This is a genomic window from Kitasatospora sp. MY 5-36 (genome assembly GCF_001182915.1).
GTDB lineage: Bacteria > Actinomycetota > Actinomycetes > Streptomycetales > Streptomycetaceae > Kitasatospora.
This window is the reverse complement of sequence record NZ_LFVW01000249.1, coordinates 1-15,815: the sequence shown is the minus strand read 5'-3', so window position 1 is coordinate 15,815 and position 15,815 is coordinate 1. Positions and strand designations below refer to the sequence as shown.

The following is a 15,815-nucleotide window of genomic DNA, read 5'->3' as shown; positions in this document are numbered from 1 at the left end:
AGGCCCGCAGGCCGGCCGCGGCGGCGGCGGCCGAGCGGGTCGCGGAGAGCAGGTCGGGCACGGTCGGGCCGACCACCACCGGGCCCGGCGCGAACTGGCCGATCAGCGCGCGGGCCGCGTGCACCGGCTCCTTCTCGCCGCCGACCACGACCACCAGGCGCTTGCCCAGCACCCCGGTCAGCACGTTCAGCTTGGCGTACCGGGCGGCCCGGCGGATCGCCTCGACCACCAGCTCGCTGTCGCCGTCCGGCGCGCTGCCCATCACCACCCGGACCTGGCTGGGCTGGCCCCAGCCGAGCGCCGCGGCCCGCGAGAGCACGCCCTCGTCGGCGTCGCCGGACAGCAGCGAGTTCACCACCAGCGCCTCGAGCCGGGCGTCCCAGGCGCCGCGCGCCTCGGCGGCCTGGGCGTACACCTGGGCGGTCGCGAAGGCGATCTCCCGGGCGTAGACCAGCACCGACTCGCGCATGTCCGCCTCGTCGCCGGGGGCGGCCACCTCCTCGATGGCCTCCTCCATCACCTCGATCGTGGTGCGGATCAGCTCGACGGTCTGGCGCAGGGTGATCGCCCTGGTCAGCTCGCGCGGGGCGGTGCCGAAGACGTCGGTGGAGATCGCCTGGGCGGCGTCGGGGTGGCGGTACCACTCGGTGAAGGCGGCGATGCCGGCCTGGGCGACCAGGCCGATCCAGGACCGGTGCTCCGGGGGCATCCGCCGGTACCAGCCGAGCTGGTCGTCCATCCGCGAGATCGCGGCGGTGGCCAGCTTGCCGGAGGACTTCTCCAGCCGCTTGAGCGTCGCGGCCCGGCGCTCGGCGCGCTCGGCGGCGTTTCTGCGCTCCTGCGCCGTCAGGCGGGGCGCCGCGCGGCCGGGGCGGTCACGGCCCGCCCGGGCGGCCGGGCTCTTCCCGGTGGGGTCGGGTGCGGGGCTGGGGCTGGGTTCGCTCTTGGAGTTCGCGGAAGCGGCTGGCACAAGGACAAGACTGCCTCACGCGAGTGACTGCTCGTGCACACCCCCCGGCGGAGCGGCGCGGTGGCAAGAGTCACACCCCGCGCGCCGGCGACTACGGTGGGGGCGTGACCGAAGCCGCCGACCGCCCCCGCGCCGACCTGCGCCGCACCGCCGAACGCTACCGCTCCGCCCCGGCCGAGGGCGTCGAGACCCGGCACGCGTTCTCCTTCTCGGGCCACTACGACCCGAAGAACACCCACTTCGGCGCGCTGCTCGCGTGCAACGAGGAACTCCTCGCCCCCGGCGCCGGGTTCGAGGAGCACAAGCACCGGGACACCGAGATCCTCACCTGGGTGCTGGAGGGAGCGCTGGCCCACCGGGACTCGTACGGCCACAGCGGGGTGGTCCGGCCCGGGATGGTGCAGCACCTCGGCGCCGGCTCCGGCGTCACCCACACCGAGCGCAACGTCGGCGGCGCCACCGGGCCGGTCCGCTTCGTCCAGATGTGGCTCCAGCCGGACGAGTTCGACGCGCCGCCCGCGTACGGCCTGCGCAAGGTGGAACCGGCGGACGGCGGGTTGACGCTGCTCGCCTCCGGCCTGGAGCGCGACGCCGGGACGGACGCCCTGCGGCTGCGCCGCCGCGACGCCGCGCTCTGGCTGGCCACCGCCGGGCCGTGGCAGCCGCTGCCGCCGCTGCCCGAGGCGCCCTGGCGGTACGCGCACCTGACGGCCGGCTCGCTGGGCTACCGGACCGTTCCGGGGCCCAAGGGCGGCGGCCGCTCGATGGTCCCGGGCGACAGCGTGCGGATCACCGGCGAGGCCTTCGCCGACCCGGCGGCGGGGGAGACCGGCGCCGAACTCCTGCTCTGGGAGATGCACTCGCCGGTCTCGTACGGCTAGCTGTTCAGTTCCGCCAGCACCGCGTCCGAGAAGGCCGGCCAGGCCTCGACCGCCCACGGTCCGAAGTCCCGGTCGGTGAGCGCGACGCAGGCCGCGCCGGCCTGCGGGTCGACCCACAGGAAGGTGCCGGACTGGCCGAAGTGGCCGAAGGTTCCGGGGGAGTTGGCGGTGCCGGTCCAGTGCGGGCTCTTGCCGTCGCGGATCTCGAAGCCGAGGCCCCAGTCGTTCGGGCGGCGGTGGCCGTAGCCGGGCAGCACGCCGCTGGTGCCGGGGAAGGCGACCTCGCGGGTGGCCTGCCGGACGGTGGACGGGTCCAGCAGCTTGGGGGCCTGCAGCTCGGCGGCGAACCGGGTGAGGTCGGCGACGGTGGACAGGCCGCCGGCGCCGGCCGGGGACTTGTGGGCGGTGTGGATCAGGGTGTCCGTCATGCCCAGCGGCTCGAACACCGCCTCGGCGACGTAGCGGGAGAACTCGATCCCGGCGGCCTCGGAGAGTGTCCGGGCCAGCGCGTCGAAGCCCGCGTTGGAGTAGAGCCGGCGGTTGCCGGGCTCGGCGAACACACCCGGTCCTCGTCGAAGCCCAGGCCGGAGGTGTGCGCGAGCAGGTGGCGGACGGTGGACCCGGGCGGCCCGGCCGGGTCGTCCAGCTCGAACACGCCCTCCTCCAGGGCGACCAGCGCCGCGTACGAGGTGAGCAGCTTGGTCACCGAGGCGAGCGGGAACAGGTGCTGCTGCGGCCCGTGCGCGCCCAGCACCGCGCCGTCCGCCGCCCGGACCACCGCCACCGCGGCATGGGGCACCGGCCAGTTCTCGATCATCCGCAAGCTCTCCATGGGCCCGACTCTAGTCGCCGGGAAAATCCTCGGAAAAGGTGGTGGCGGGCCCACCCGGATGTCGGGCTTGCTTGGAGTGCACTCCAACTCTGTAGCGTCGTTCCCGTCGCACAGGACAAGGGGGAACGAGCGATGGCCGCACCCGCACGCATCGAGATCGACCTGCGCAGCTGCTCCGAGGTCTTCAGCCGCCCCGTCGGCGATCCGGACCCGAGCCCGAGGCACACCATCAGCGAGGTCGCCACGGCGAGCGGGCTGACCGCCCACACCCTGCGCTGGTACGAGCGGATCGGCCTGCTGGACCCGGTCGACCGGGCGGCGGGCGGCCAGCGCCGCTACTCCGACGCCGACCTGCACCGGCTGGCCTTCCTGGGCCGGCTGCGGCTGACCGGCATGTCGGTGGCGGACATGCTCAAGTACGTGGACATGGCCCGCCAGGGCGAGCAGACCTACGGGGAGCGTCGGCTGCTCCTGGAGGCCCAGCGCGAGGAGGTCCGACAGCGGATCGTGGACCTCCAGGCGACCCTCGCCGTCCTCGACTACAAGATCGACATCTATGCCGGGAAGGGCGCCGTCGGCGCCGGCATCCCGGCCAAGTGCCAGAACATCCATGGAGAGGAAGAGCAGAGCGCATGACTCAGACCGTCCTTCCCACCGTCGAACTCGGCACCGGCGGCCCGCTGGTGGGCGTCCAGGGCCTCGGCTGCATGGGCATGAGCGAGTTCTACGGCCCCACCGACGCCGACGAGGCGCTCGCCACCCTGGACGCCGCGCTGGAGACCGGCGTCACCCTCTTCGACACCGCCGACATGTACGGCTCCGGCCGCAACGAGGAGCTCATCGGCCCCTTCGTCCGGGCCAACCGGGACAAGGTGGTGCTCGCCACCAAGTTCGCCATCCTGCGCTCCGAGGAGGACGGCGCCGTCCGCGGCATCAGCAACGACCCGGCGTACATCCGGACCGCGGTGGACGCCTCGCTGCGCCGCCTCGGCGTGAACGAGATCGACCTGTACTACATGCACCGCCGCGACCCGGCCGTGCCGCTGGCCGACTCGGTCGGCGCCATGGCCGAACTGGTGAAGGCCGGCAAGGTGCGCCACCTCGGCCTGTCCGAGGTGACCGGGGCCGAGCTGCGCGAGGCGCACGCCGTCCACCCGATCGCCGCGCTCCAGTCCGAATGGTCGGTGTTCGCCCGCGACGTCGAGAGCACGGCGGTGCCGGCCGCGGCGGAGCTGGGCGTCACCTTCGTGCCGTACTCGCCGCTCGGGCGGGGCTTCCTGACCGGCGCCTTCCAGGACGCCACGGAGCTCTCGGCGAACGACTACCGCCGCAACCACCCCCGCTTCACCGGCGACAACGCGGCCGCCAACGGCGAACTGCTCGACCCGCTGCGGGAGATCGCCGGGGCCCGCGGCGTCACGCTCGCCCAGGTCGCGCTGGCCTGGGTGCACCAGCGGGCCGAGGTGCACGGGCTGGCCGTGGTGCCGATCCCGGGCACCCGCAAGCGGAGCCGGCTCGCCGAGAACACCGCGGCGGCGACGCTGCGGCTGACCGCCGAGGAGCTGGCGCTGCTGGAGCCGGTGGCCGGCCGGGTGGCGGGGAGCCGCTACGCGGACATGAGCTCCACCTCGGCGGCGCGCGAGTAGCGGGCACCGGCGGCCCGGGGAGTCGGCGGACGCCCCGGGCCGGCCGCCGGGCTCAGACCGTACGGCCCGTCCAGGCGGCCAGCCGGGTGTGCACGTCGGCGTCCTCGGCGACCGGCCGGACGGCGGCGAACGGCACGCCCGGCACCCGCCGCTCGGCCGGCAGCACGAACTCGGCGATGCCCAGGGCGGTCCGCGCCAGGTCGTCGTCCAGGGCGAAGCCGTTGTCGAGGCTCCGGGCGATGTCCCCGGAGTGGGTCACCAGCTCCATCAGGTAGCCGCCGACCGCCATCGCGCCGGGCACCTCGCCCCAGGGGGCGACGGTCGGACGGCCGAGCTTGGCGTCGTCCGCCCAGGCGGCGGTCACCCGGGCGCGGGCCCGGCCCAGGGCGGCCGGCCAGCCCTCGTCGGACGGGTCCTCGATGGCGGCCACGGTGTCCTCGGCGTGGCCGCCCTCGCCCATGTACGCGAACCGGTGGACGCCGCCGACCACGTGGTTCAGCAGCCCGCGCAGGGTGAACTCGGTACAGGGCGTGGGCCGGTCGAGGTCGGCCGGGGTGACGGTGGCGAACAGCTTCTCCAGCTGGTCGAGGGCGGCCTGGTACTGCGGGCGGGCGTCCTGGACGGCGGTCATGGCGCTCAACTCCCTGGTGTCGGGTGGTCGTTCGGGCCCCTTGCGGGCCCGGAACGCAATCTCCCAGTAAAACCTGACAACGGCCGTCAGGATTACTGGGATTCTTGGACCATGAAGGCCGACCGCCTGCTCTCGATCCTCCTGCTGCTCCAGACCCGCGGCCGGGTGCCCGCCACCGAACTCGCCGAGCGGCTGGAGGTGTCCGTCCGCACCATCTACCGCGACGTCGAGTCGCTCTCCGCCGCCGGTGTGCCGGTGTTCACCGAACGCGGGCGGCACGGCGGCATCGGCCTGCTGCCCGGCTACCGCACCGACGTCACCGGCCTGACCGCGGACGAGGCCAGGGCGCTGTTCGTGCTCTCCGCCCAGGGCGCGCACAGCGACCTCGGGCTGGACGGCGCGCTCGGCTCGGCGCTGCGCAAGGTGATGGCGGCGCTGCCGGCCCCGCACCGGCCGGCCGCCGAGCGGGTCCGCGAGCGGATCCTGGTCGACCCGGCCCGCTGGATGCAGACCCCCGGCGCGGCCGGCCCCGCCGCCGGGCCGGACCTGGGCGAGCTGCAGTACGCCGTCTTCGCCGACCGGCGGCTGCGGCTGCGCTACCGGCACAGCGGCACGCCCGCGCCGGTGGAGTACACCGTCGACCCGTACGGGCTGGTGAGCAAGGCCGCGGTCTGGTACCTGGTGGCCGATCTGCACGGCGAGCCGCGGTTGTTCCGGGCCGACCGGGTGCTGGCCGCCGACACCACCGAGGAGGCGGTGCGGCGCCGGACCGGGGTCGGGCTCGGCGAGGTCTGGGCGGTGCTGCGCGAGCAGGTCGAACGGCTGCCGAAGGACGTGCCGGTGCGGGTGCGGGTCCGGCGCGGACGGCTGGACATGTTCCTGCGCATCCACGGCGGCCGGGTCACCGCACCGCCGCCGGAGCCGGGCGCCGTCCCGGCCGAGGAGTGGACCGAGGTGGCGATGGCCTTCCCGGCCCCGGCGGCCGTCCGGTCGCTGCTGGCCTTCGGCGCGGACGTCGAGGTACTGGCCCCGCCGGCCGCCCGGCGCGAACTGGCCCGGGCGGCGGCGGAGGCCCTGCGGCTGTACCAGGAGCAGGGGGACTAGGAGCCCGGGTTGGCCCGGACCACGTCCTGGTAGTGGCCGAGGGAGATCGCCGCGAAGTTGTGCAGGCTGTCGGTGCCCTCGGTGAGGTAGCCGTTGTGGCCGGCCGCGCGGGCCGAGGAGATCAGCTCGGAGCCGAAGCCGCTCGCGGCCGGGTCGGCGCCGTGGCCGAGCCCGCCGACCTCCATGAACGGCACGTTGCCGATCCAGTCGCTGGGGTTGCGGGTGGCCCAGAGGTGCACGCCCGCGCCCAGCTCGCCGGTGTTCTGCACGCCCATGCCCGGGCTGCCGAAGACCACCAGGTCGGTGATGCCGGAGGTGTCGGACGGCGAGGCGGCCGCGCGCGGGATGTCCGGGGCGGCCGTACCGCAGACCACCGAGCCGTACGAGTGGCAGAGCAGCGCCGGCGGCGCGTCCGGCCGGGTGGTCTCCTTGAGCCCGGCGAGCAGCCGCTCCAGCCGGGGGGCGGCGACGTCGGCGAGCCGGGAGGTGGCCGCGTCCGGGCCGAGGCCGGACGGGGTGACGTAGCCGGTCCAGGAGATCACGGCGGTCCGGGTGTACGGGGCTTGGCGCTGCTCCTCGGTGTGGAGGGCGCGGGCCATGCCGGCCGGGGAGCGCAGCGGGTCGGCCGCCTGGTCGTGGTGGCCGAGGTCGGCGTCCGAGCCGGGGACGAGCACGGAGATCCGCTCGGCGTCGGCGAGGTCGCCCCACACCTCGGTGACCAGGCCGCGGCCGCGCGGGTCGAAGGCCAGGATCTGCCGGTCGGGGGCGAGCAGGTGCTCGACGTCGTTGGCGCGGGAGACGGCCAGCGCGCGGGTGTCGGAGTCCAGCGTGCCGTCGGCGGCGCGGGCCAGGGCCCGGTCGTGCTCGGCGGCGAGGGCGATCCGGTTGGCGCGGTAGCGCAGGTCCAGCGGGGCGCCGTCGTAGTTGCCGACGACCAGCGGGTAGTCCTGGATCAGCCGGTCCAGCTCGGTGGGCGCGAGCGAGGCGAAGAACGCCGCGGCGGCGGCCGGGGTGGTGGTCGCCGGGTCGGGCAGGGAGCGGCCGAAGGAGTGGTCCTCGACCCAGGCGGCGCTGCCGGCCGGGGGCGTGGAGATCGCCAGCTGTTCGGAGGAGACGGCGGCCGCAGCGGCGACGGCCCCGGCGTCGGCGAGCACCGCGCAGCCGGCGAACGCCCCGATCAGTACCCGCTTCCAGCGCCGACGGATGCGCACCGCACCAACTCCCTTGGGGCCCGCACCGTTTCGCGGGCGGTGGTGCCCGGAGGGTGCGATAGCTCTGCTGACTTCCCTGCGCAAGCCTAGGGGGCCCGAAGGGATGCCGGGAACGCCTAAACTGTGGGATGGCTCACATGAACCGGGGGTGTCCGTCCGACGTCTCCCAGTGGTTCGGACAGTGGTTCGTACGGAGGCCGGTGCGGCCGGTGGGAAGGGGCGCGCTCAGACCCCGGATTCGTCGAACGCGCGGACCAGGCGCTTCGGCGCCGTCCGCCGCCAGGCCTCGGTGACCAGGTCGCGCAGCTCGTCCCCGTCCACCCGGTCCAGCCGGACGCTCACCCAGCCGTGCCGGCCGACGTACGGGGCGGAGGAGAACACCTCGGGCTCGGCGGCGAGCAGTTCGGCCTGGTCCTCGGGGGAGGCCTTGACGGTGACGCGGTCCCCGTCGGGCGCGCCCATCGCGAAGATCCGGCCGCGCACCCGCAGCGTCTCGATGTCCCAGGTCGGCTCCTGGGCGGCCTCCGGCAGGGCCAGGGCCATCGTGCGGAACTCGTCGAACGTCACCATGGCGGCAGGGTAGGGCAGGGCACTGACAGTGCGCCCCCGGCGCGCGGCACGGCGCACCGGGGGCGGTGGGCGACGGCCGCAGGGGCGCGGACCGACCGGTCCACGCCCCAGCGACGGTGGTGCGCCCCGCCGTTCGGCCAGGCCGCACCCGGCGGACCGTCACACCATGCCCAGCGCGTACGCCGCGAACAGCGCCGCCGCGGCCCCGGCCACCGCCTTGCCGCCCCGGGAGAGGGCCGTCCACGGGCCGTCGAACCGGCGGGTGAACCAGCCGACCGCCACCAGCACGGCGCCGAACAGCGGCAGCAGCGCCAGCCGGGCGAGCACCCAGCCGAGCGAGTCCGGCGCCGTGCTCAGCCCCGGGACGGCGCCCAGGGCGGCCGCGCCGGGCACCGCCACCGCGAGCATCGCGCTCTGGTGCCAGCAGAAGATCGTCATCGCCGACAGGTTGACCACCACGACCGGCAGCCAGAGCAGCGGACGGCCGGTCAGCAGCCGGCCCAGCCGCTCCCGCAGCAGCACCGCGGCGCCGCACTGGAACGCCGCCAGGGCGAGCACCAGCAGGGACGGCGGGTGCGAGTTGGTCCGCTCCGCCCCGGGCACGCCGACCATGCTGGCCGGGTAGTGGAAGACCAGCAGCAGCGCGGCGAACAGCGCGCCGCCGCCGAGCAGCAGCACCCGGGCCGCCGGGCGGCCGAGCCGGCCCTGCGCCCAGAGCACGCCCAGCTGGTAGCCGAACAGCCAGCCCGGCAGGATGTTCAGCAGCGCGACCCAGGACGGCACCGCCCCGGCCCACGGCCCGTACCGCAGCAGGTCGACGGCGGCGACCGAGGCCACCAGCAGGCCCGCCGACCAGCCGCCCAGCCGGCGCCCGGCGGCCACGCAGAGCGGGGTGAGGGCCGTCAGCCCCAGGTAGACCCCGATGTACCAGAGCGGCTGCACCACCAGGGTGGCGCCGGTGCGCACGGTGTCCTCGGGGACGCCGAGCGCGGGCAGCAGCGGGATCAGCGCCGCCCAGACGGCCGCCACCCCGAGCACCGGGCGCAGCAGCCGGACCGCACGGGCCCGCAGCCAGCCGCCGTACGTGACGCCCTTGGCCCGGGCCCGCTCCAGCGAGCGGACCGAGGAGTGGCCGCCGACCAGGAAGAACACCCCGAGCATCTGGAGCACCCAGCTGAGCGGGGCGAAGAAGCCGAGGGTGGAGAGCGGGCTGGCGTTGTGCAGGGCGCCGTCGGGGGAGCGGGTGAAGCCGCCGAGCATCCAGTGGCCGACCGGTACGGCGAGCAGGGCGAGGGCGCGCAGCCCGTCCAGGGCGCGGTCGCGGTCGGCCGGGGTCTTCGCGTCGACCCGCGCGGCGGCGCGGCGCAGGGCGGTGAGCGGTCCGGCGGCGAGCGCTCGGGGGGTACGGGGCGGGGCGGCGAGGGTGTCGGCCATGGTGGTGCTCCTTCCGGTGCGGGCGGGTCAGGCGCGGCCGAGGGCGACGGCGGCGTAGGCGGCGAGGGAGGCGGTGCCGGGGGCGAAGTAGCCGGTGTGGCCGTGGGATCCGGCGGCGGGCAGCGGGCGGGCGCCGAAGCCGGGGGCGGTCGGGTCGGCGCCGTGGCCGAGGCCGAACAGCCGGACCTTGGGCACGTCGCCGATCCAGTCGGAGTCGTTGCGGGCGGTGGCCCAGAGCGGGACGCCCGGGTCGAGGTCGGCGGCCGAGCCGACGCCCATGCCGGGCGAGCCGAGCACCACCACGCCGGAGGCCTGTGCGGGGGTGGGGCGGGCCAGGCCGCAGACCACCGAGCCGTAGCTGTGGCAGAACACGGTGGGCGGGTCCTGCGGGCGGGTGGTGGCGGCGAGTCCGTCGAGCAGCCGGGTGAGGCGGGGGGCGCCGGCCCGGGCCAGGTCCTCGGTGGCGGCGTCCAGGCCGAGGCCGAGCGGGGTGGTGTAGCCGGCCCAGGCGATCACGGCGGTCTGTCCGCCGGTGGCGTCCAGGAGCGCCCGGGCCATGCCGGCCGGGGTGCCGTACGGGTCGCCGGCGCGGTCGAAGCGGAGCAGGTCGGTGTCGGAGCCGGGGACGATCACGGCGGTGCGGCGGGCGGTGGCGAGGTCGCCGTACACCTCGGCGACCTGGCCGCGGCCGCGCGGGTCGAAGGCGAGGATCCGCCGGCCGCCGTCCAGCAGGGCGCGGTAGCGCTCGGCGCGGGTGCGGGCGGCCTCGTGGTCCTGCGGGGTGAGGGCGGGGTCGGTGGCCCGGGCGAGTTCGCGGGTGCGCTCGGCGGTCAGGGCCAGGGCGTTGGCCCGGTACCGGAGGGCGACCGGGGCGCCGTCCAGGTTGCCGACCACCAGCGGGTACCGGGCGGTCAGGGCGTCCTGCCGGGCCGGGTCCAGCCCGGCGAAGAACGCGGCGACCCGGGCCGGTTCGGTGGTGGCCGGGTCGGGCAGCCGCAGGCCGAGCGAGGTGTCGGCCGTCCACGCGGCGCTGCCGGGCGGCGGGCCGGTGACCGGGGTCTGGGTGTCGGCGGCCCAGCCGCCCGCGCCGAGCATGATCGCCACTGCCACCGCGGCGCCGGCGATCGCCCGCCCGGCTCGAAACCTGCGCATGTCCCTGCTCCTTCCTCGTCCGTTCGGCCGCCGACTCGGTTCGGCTTCCGACGAGGAGGAAGGTAGGAATGCGACGGCCCCGCGGACGTCACACCGCGGGGCCAACTCCCGGGTGCTACCCGGGTATCAGAGGAGAGGGCGAACAGCTGCCGGTTACTGACCCGGTGTCACCAGGCCGGACTCGTAGGCCAGGATCACCGCCTGGGCGCGGTTGTGCAGGCCGAGCTTGGCGAGGATGCGCCCGATGTGGGTCTTGACGGTCTGCTCGGCGAGCACCAGCCCGGCGGCTATCTCCTGGTTGGACAGGCCGCGGGCGATCAGCTCCAGCACCTCGGTCTCGCGCGGGGTCAGGCCGTTGAGCCGCACCTTGGGGTCGCGGCGCCTGGCCGGGCGGGTGCGGGCGAAGTCCTCGATCAGCCGGCGGGTCACCGAGGGGGCGAGCAGCGCCTCGCCGGCCGCGACCACCCGGACCGCGGCGATCAGGTCGGCCGGCGGGGCGTCCTTGAGCAGGAAGCCGCTGGCCCCGGCGCGCAGCGCCTCGTACACGTAGTCGTCCACGTCGAAGGTGGTCAGCATCAGCACCTTGGGCCGGTGGGCGCCGGGCACGGCCGGTTCGAGCAGCCGCCGGGCCGCCTCCAGGCCGTCCATGACGGGCATCCGGACGTCCATCAGCACCAGGTCCGGGTGGGTGCGGCCGTTGACCTCCAGGGCCTGGGCGCCGTCCGCCGCGTCCCCCACCACGTCGATGTCGCTCTGGGCGTTGAGCAGGGCCGCGAAGCCCGCGCGCACCATGGCCTGGTCGTCGACGATGATCACGCGGATGGTCATGCGGTGGTCTCCTGGGGGGTGTCGGTGTCGGGGCGGTCGACGGGCAGGACGGCGGCCACCTTGAAGCCGCCGTCCGGCAACGGGCCGGTGTCCAGCCTGCCATCGACCAGCCGGACGCGTTCACGCATTCCGACCAGCCCCTGCCCGGTGCCCTCGACCGAGGCCTCCAGCGACTCGGTGCGCTGCGGCGGGGGCGCGTTGACCACCGTCACCAGCAGCGCCGGGCCGTCCGTGCTCAGCGACACCCAGGCCCGCGCGCCGGGGGCGTGCCGCACCACGTTGGCCAGCGCCTCCTGCACGATCCGGTAGGCGGACAGGCCGACGGCCTGCGGTGCCTGGTCCAGCAGGTCCACCAGGCCCGGTTCCACCGTCAGTTCGGCCGGTACCCCGGCCCGGCCCACCGTCTCGACCAGCTGGGCGAGTTGGCCCACCCCGGGCTGCGGGGCCCGCTCCCCGCCGGACTCCTCGCTGCGCAGCACGCCGAGCAGCCGGCGCATCTCGGCCAGCGACTCGCGGGCGGTGCCGGCTATCGCGGTGAACTCCTCGGCGGCCTCGTCCGGCACCCCGGTGATCCGGTACGGCGCGCTGGCGGCCTGCACCGCGATGACCGACATGTGGTGCGCGACCACGTCGTGCAACTCCCGTGCGATCCGGGCGCGTTCCTCCAGCAGGGTGCGGCGTTCACGTTCGACCTCGCTGATCTGCTCCTGCTCGCTGAGCAGCCGGCGCGCCTCGGCGCGGTCCCGGACGGCCCAGCCGAGCAGCAGCACGGCGCCGCTGAGCGCGATCAGCAGCATGGTGGTGCCGTCGCCGGAGCGGGGCAGGCCGAGCGTGGTGGTGAGCGCGGTGAGCGCGATGGTGGCGAGCCAGACCGAGAGCAGGGTGGCCCGGCTCTCCCGCAGCGCCAGGGCGATCAGCAGGAAGAGGTACGAGAGGATCATCGGCGCGGTCCACGGCCAGGTGCCGCCGTCCTGGTCGTACCGGGCGGTGATGGTGGCGGTGGCGACCAGGGTGCCCGCGCTGATCCACCAGGCGGCCAGCGGCCGGGTGATGGCGAGCAGCAGCGGCACCGTCTGGGCGACGGTGAGCGCGCCGGCCACCGGGAGCACCAGGCCGAAGAAGCCGACCAGGGTGGCGATCCCGGCGGGGATCAGCGAGGACAGCATGATCAGGACGACGGCGTACGGCAGCCGGCGCACCCAGCGCCGGGGCGACGTTCCGAGCAGCGGGGTGTGGCCGCCGCTCGGGGTGGTCAGGTGGTGTCGGAAGGTGCCCAGCAGGCGCAGGGCGTGCGGGCGGACGTCGGCGGCGGTGAGGTTCTTCATCGCGCGCCAGCCTAGGAGGGCGGGGCCCCGCCGGGCGTCGCACCGGAGCCCGATTTTCCGGGTGCTACCGGGGTACCGGGTGATACCCCGGTATGACGCGGGTGCGCGGCCGGGTACTACGCGCGGTCGTGCCAGTGGCCGGCCAGGGCCGGGCCGAGCTGGTCGAAGTGACGCTCGATCACCGCGACCATGCCCTCGGGGCCGGCCGGCTCGTGCTCGGCGCTCCAGGAGAGGTGGGCCAGGCGCAGCAGTCCGCCGAAGACGGCGGCGAGCACGGCCGGGCGCAGGTCCTCGGCCGGGTCCAGGCCCTCGCGTTCGGCGAGCACCCGGACGACCAGCCGCTCCTGCTCGTTGACCCGCCGCAGGTGGGCGGCGAGCAGCGGGGGCGTCTCCTCGATCATCCGCATGAGTTCGAGGGCGCTGTGGATCGAGCCGGGGCCGGCGGCCTCCTCGCTGCCGAGGTCGTGCCAGGCCTTGACGATCGAGGCGCGCAGGGCCTGGAGCGGGGTCTCCTCGGCCGGGCGGTGGCGCAGGCACTCCATGAAGTAGTCCTCGGCCACGGCCATCACGGCGAGCGCGACCTCGTCCTTGTTGGCGAAGTAGCGGAAGAAGGTGCGCTGGGAGACGTCGACGGCGGAGGCGATCTCGTCGACGGTCGTCCGGGCGAAGCCCTGCCGGAGGAAGAGCACGTGGGCGGCCTGGATCAGGGCGTACCGGGTCTGCTGCTTCTTGCGCTCGCGCAGTCCGGGCGTGCGCCCGGGGCCCTCCGGGGCGGCGGTGGTGCGGGGGGTGTGAGCGGCCATGAGCAGGGGCCTTCCGGAGGGCTGGGTACGGCGGTGGGAGCACGATCCTAGCGCTCTGACAAATGTCAGTTATGGCCAGAAGTCACTGTTTGCCGAATGTCAGCGGCTGACATAATCTGCCGAGGTGGCGCCCGTCGGGCCGGGGCACCTGTGGGGACGGGTGGGCCGGGGCGCCACGACCACGTCCTGCACCCCAGCCACGCCCCCGGAGGGCCCTGATGAGCCAGTCCGTCGTGAAGAACTCCGAGGCGGACGCACCGCCGCCGCCGAACCCGCCGTCGGGGGGCGGCCTCAAGGGGCACCCCTGGCTGACCCTGCTGACCGTCGCGGTCGGCGTCATGATGGTCGCGCTGGACGGCACGATCGTCGCCATCGCCAACCCGGTGATCCAGGAGAAGCTGCACGCGGCGCCCGCCGAGATCCAGTGGGTCACCAGCGGCTACCTGCTGGCCCTGGCGGTCTTCCTGGTCACCGCCGGCAAGATCGGCGACCGCTTCGGCCACAAGGCCACCTTCCTGGTCGGCGCGGTGGGCTTCGCCGTGACCTCGGCCGCGATCGGCTTCGCCGGCAACATCCAGACCGTGATCGCCTTCCGGGTGCTCCAGGGCCTGTTCGGCGCGCTGCTCCAGCCGGCCGCGCTCGGCCTGCTGCGCGGGGCCTTCCCGGCCGAGCGGCTCAACATGGCGATCGGCATCTGGGGCGGCGTGATCGGCGCCTCCACCGCGGCCGGCCCGATCGTCGGCGGCCTGCTGGTCGAGCACGTCAACTGGGAGTCGGTGTTCTTCATCAACGTCCCGGTCGGCCTGATCGCGCTGGCGCTGGGCCTGTGGATCCTGCGGGACGTCCGCGCCGAGAAGGCCGCCAAGTCCTTCGACCTGCCCGGCATCGCGCTGCTCTCGGTGGGGATGTTCGCGCTGGTCTTCGGCATCATCAAGGCCCCCGAGTGGGGCTGGGGCGACGGGCGGACGCTGCTGTTCCTGGGCGGCGCGGTGGTCCTGATGGTGCTGTTCGCGCTCTGGCAGGGCAAGGCCCGCGAGCCGCTGGTGCCGCTCGGCCTGTTCCGCTCGGTGCCGCTGTCGGCGGGCGTGCTGCTGATGGCGCTGATGGCCTTCGCGTTCTTCGGCGCGATCTTCTTCGTGACCTTCTACCTGCAGAACGTGCACGGGATGAAGCCGGTCGACGCCGGCGTCCACCTGCTGCCGATGACCGGCATGATGATCGTCGGCTCGCCGCTGGCCGGCCTGGCGATCGGGAAGCTGGGCCCGCGCATCCCGATCGTGGCCGGGATGCTGATCACCACCGTCGCGATGTACGGCATGTCCACCCTGGACACTGGCTCCGGCAACGGCGTGATGTCGCTCTGGTTCGTCCTGATGGGCCTCGGCATCAGCCCCGTCATGGTGGGCGCCACCGAGGTGATCGTCGGCAACGCCCCGCTGGAGCTCTCCGGCGTGGCCGGCGGCCTCCAGCAGGCCGCGATGCAGGTCGGCGGCAGCCTTGGCACCGCGGTGCTGGGCGCGCTGATGGCCGCCAAGGTCGGCGACGTGCTGCCGGGCAACTGGGCGAAGGCCGGCCTGCCGCCGGTCGAGGGCGCGGCGGGCGAGGGCCTCAAGCAGGCCGCCCAGCTCGGCATCGCCCCGCCGGCCCCGGCCGGCACCCCGCAGCAGGCGGTGGACGCGATGGCCGGCGCCGTCCACGAGTCTTTCGTCAGCGGCATGTCGCTCGCCTTCGCGGTGGCCTCCGTGGTGGCCCTCGCCGCCGCCGCGCTCGGCCTGCTCACCCGCCGCGGCACCACCGACGCGGGCCCGTCCGTGCACATCTGACGGCCCCACGGCCCCGCCGCACGCCACGGCCCCGGACTCCTCGGAGTCCGGGGCCGTCGGGGTGCCCGGGCGGCGGGCGCCCCTGTGCGTCAGGCGCGGCTGAGGGCCACCAGCGGGACGGTCCGGGCGGTGGTGCGGTAGCCGGCGAACTGGGGCTGGGCGGCGATCTGACGGGCCCAGAGCGCGTCGTGCTCGGCCGGGTCGACCGGGGCCGCCAGGGCCGGGTAGCGCTCGGCGCCGACCTCGACGGTCACCTCGGGGTGGGCCACCAGGTTGCGGTACCAGAGCGGGTCCTGCTCGCTGCCGCCGTTGGAGGCGAAGACCACCAGCCGCCCGCCGTCCGGCAGGTAGACCAGGGGAGTGGTGCGCGGCTCGCCGCTGTGGGCGCCGACCACGGTGAGCAGGAGGACCGGCGCGTCGGCGAGCGGGCCGCCGACGGCCCCCTGCCGGGTGCGGAACTCCGCGATCACGTTCCGGTTGAACTCGCCCGCGCCGTCGGCGGGTTCGGGGTGCCGCCCGGAGGGCCCGGGCCTCGTCTCGTCGGTCATGACGCCGAGCTTAGGGCCTGTCGTCGAACTCGCGTCTGCGGGGCGGCGCCGGGGCAC

General features: G+C 75.1%; 14 protein-coding genes and 2 pseudogenes. 5 read left to right on the top strand and 11 right to left on the bottom strand.

Annotation, left to right across the window (positions count from 1 at the left end):
• Window positions 1-850: pseudogene (locus tag AE652_RS17975) on the bottom strand (PucR family transcriptional regulator); the annotation flags it as partial.
• 224 nt (window positions 851-1,074) lie between these two features.
• Between AE652_RS17975 and AE652_RS17970 the strand changes: the two are divergent.
• Window positions 1,075-1,851 carry a pirin family protein gene (locus tag AE652_RS17970; protein ID WP_053112115.1) on the top strand — a complete coding sequence of 259 codons (777 nt, stop codon included), beginning with the start codon at window positions 1,075-1,077 and terminating at the stop codon, window positions 1,849-1,851.
• On the opposite strand, the pseudogene AE652_RS17965 reads toward AE652_RS17970, so the two are convergent.
• A pseudogene (locus tag AE652_RS17965) lies at window positions 1,848-2,683 on the bottom strand (serine hydrolase domain-containing protein). The gene AE652_RS17970 and the pseudogene AE652_RS17965 overlap by 4 nt on opposite strands.
• A 132-nt stretch (window positions 2,684-2,815) precedes the next feature.
• Here AE652_RS17965 and AE652_RS17960 point away from each other — a divergent pair.
• The gene (locus AE652_RS17960; RefSeq protein ID WP_107086472.1) at window positions 2,816-3,319 is read left to right on the top strand and encodes a MerR family transcriptional regulator; all 504 of its coding nucleotides are present in this window, start codon (window positions 2,816-2,818) and stop codon (window positions 3,317-3,319) included.
• A complete protein-coding gene (locus tag AE652_RS17955; protein WP_049652638.1) occupies window positions 3,316-4,329 on the top strand; it encodes an aldo/keto reductase in 1,014 nt (337 codons plus the stop codon). Before AE652_RS17960 ends, AE652_RS17955 begins: the two co-directional genes overlap by 4 nt.
• Window positions 4,330-4,381: 52 nt before the next feature.
• Here AE652_RS17955 and AE652_RS17950 read toward each other — a convergent pair whose 3' ends face one another.
• Window positions 4,382-4,960, bottom strand: coding sequence for a TIGR03086 family metal-binding protein (locus AE652_RS17950; protein WP_049652636.1), 579 nt, complete (start codon window positions 4,958-4,960; stop codon window positions 4,382-4,384).
• A gap of 111 nt (window positions 4,961-5,071) precedes the next feature.
• Between AE652_RS17950 and AE652_RS17945 the strand changes: the two genes are divergently transcribed.
• The gene (locus AE652_RS17945) at window positions 5,072-6,064 is read left to right on the top strand and encodes a YafY family protein (protein ID WP_049652634.1); all 993 of its coding nucleotides are present in this window, start codon (window positions 5,072-5,074) and stop codon (window positions 6,062-6,064) included.
• On the opposite strand, the gene AE652_RS17940 is transcribed toward AE652_RS17945, so the two are convergent.
• The 7 genes from AE652_RS17940 to AE652_RS17910 form a co-directional block, all read right to left on the bottom strand.
• A complete protein-coding gene (locus AE652_RS17940; protein ID WP_234348429.1) occupies window positions 6,061-7,275 on the bottom strand; it encodes an alpha/beta hydrolase in 1,215 nt (404 codons plus the stop codon). The two genes, AE652_RS17945 and AE652_RS17940, sit on opposite strands and share 4 nt — an antisense overlap.
• 225 nt (window positions 7,276-7,500) lie before the next feature.
• Window positions 7,501-7,845 (bottom strand): MmcQ/YjbR family DNA-binding protein, encoded by a 345-nt coding sequence (locus AE652_RS17935; protein WP_049652633.1) that lies wholly within the window; start codon window positions 7,843-7,845, stop codon window positions 7,501-7,503.
• 159 nt (window positions 7,846-8,004) lie between these two features.
• Window positions 8,005-9,279 (bottom strand): acyltransferase, encoded by a 1,275-nt coding sequence (locus tag AE652_RS17930; RefSeq protein WP_049652630.1) that lies wholly within the window; start codon window positions 9,277-9,279, stop codon window positions 8,005-8,007.
• Window positions 9,280-9,306: 27 nt separating this feature from the next.
• Window positions 9,307-10,431 carry an alpha/beta hydrolase gene (locus tag AE652_RS17925; protein WP_107086471.1) on the bottom strand — a complete coding sequence of 375 codons (1,125 nt, stop codon included), beginning with the start codon at window positions 10,429-10,431 and terminating at the stop codon, window positions 9,307-9,309.
• A gap of 153 nt (window positions 10,432-10,584) precedes the next feature.
• Entirely contained in the window at window positions 10,585-11,259 is a 675-nt protein-coding gene (locus AE652_RS17920) for a response regulator transcription factor (protein ID WP_049652627.1), read from the bottom strand.
• Entirely contained in the window at window positions 11,256-12,584 is a 1,329-nt protein-coding gene (locus AE652_RS17915; RefSeq protein WP_053112114.1) for a sensor histidine kinase, read from the bottom strand. Before AE652_RS17915 ends, AE652_RS17920 begins: the two co-directional genes overlap by 4 nt.
• A gap of 116 nt (window positions 12,585-12,700) precedes the next feature.
• Complete coding sequence (locus tag AE652_RS17910) at window positions 12,701-13,387, bottom strand: TetR/AcrR family transcriptional regulator (protein WP_049652623.1); 687 nt, start codon at window positions 13,385-13,387, stop codon at window positions 12,701-12,703.
• A 233-nt stretch (window positions 13,388-13,620) separates the two neighbouring features.
• Between AE652_RS17910 and AE652_RS17905 the strand changes: the two genes are divergently transcribed.
• Window positions 13,621-15,210: an MFS transporter gene (locus AE652_RS17905; RefSeq protein WP_369808305.1), complete on the top strand. Its 1,590-nt coding sequence runs from the start codon at window positions 13,621-13,623 to the stop codon at window positions 15,208-15,210.
• 89 nt (window positions 15,211-15,299) lie between these two features.
• Here the strand turns inward: AE652_RS17905 and AE652_RS17900 are convergent, their stop codons facing one another.
• On the bottom strand, window positions 15,300-15,758 hold the full coding sequence (locus AE652_RS17900; RefSeq protein WP_082345804.1) for a nitroreductase/quinone reductase family protein: 459 nt from the start codon (window positions 15,756-15,758) through the stop codon (window positions 15,300-15,302).
• Window positions 15,759-15,815: the final 57 nt, after the last annotated feature.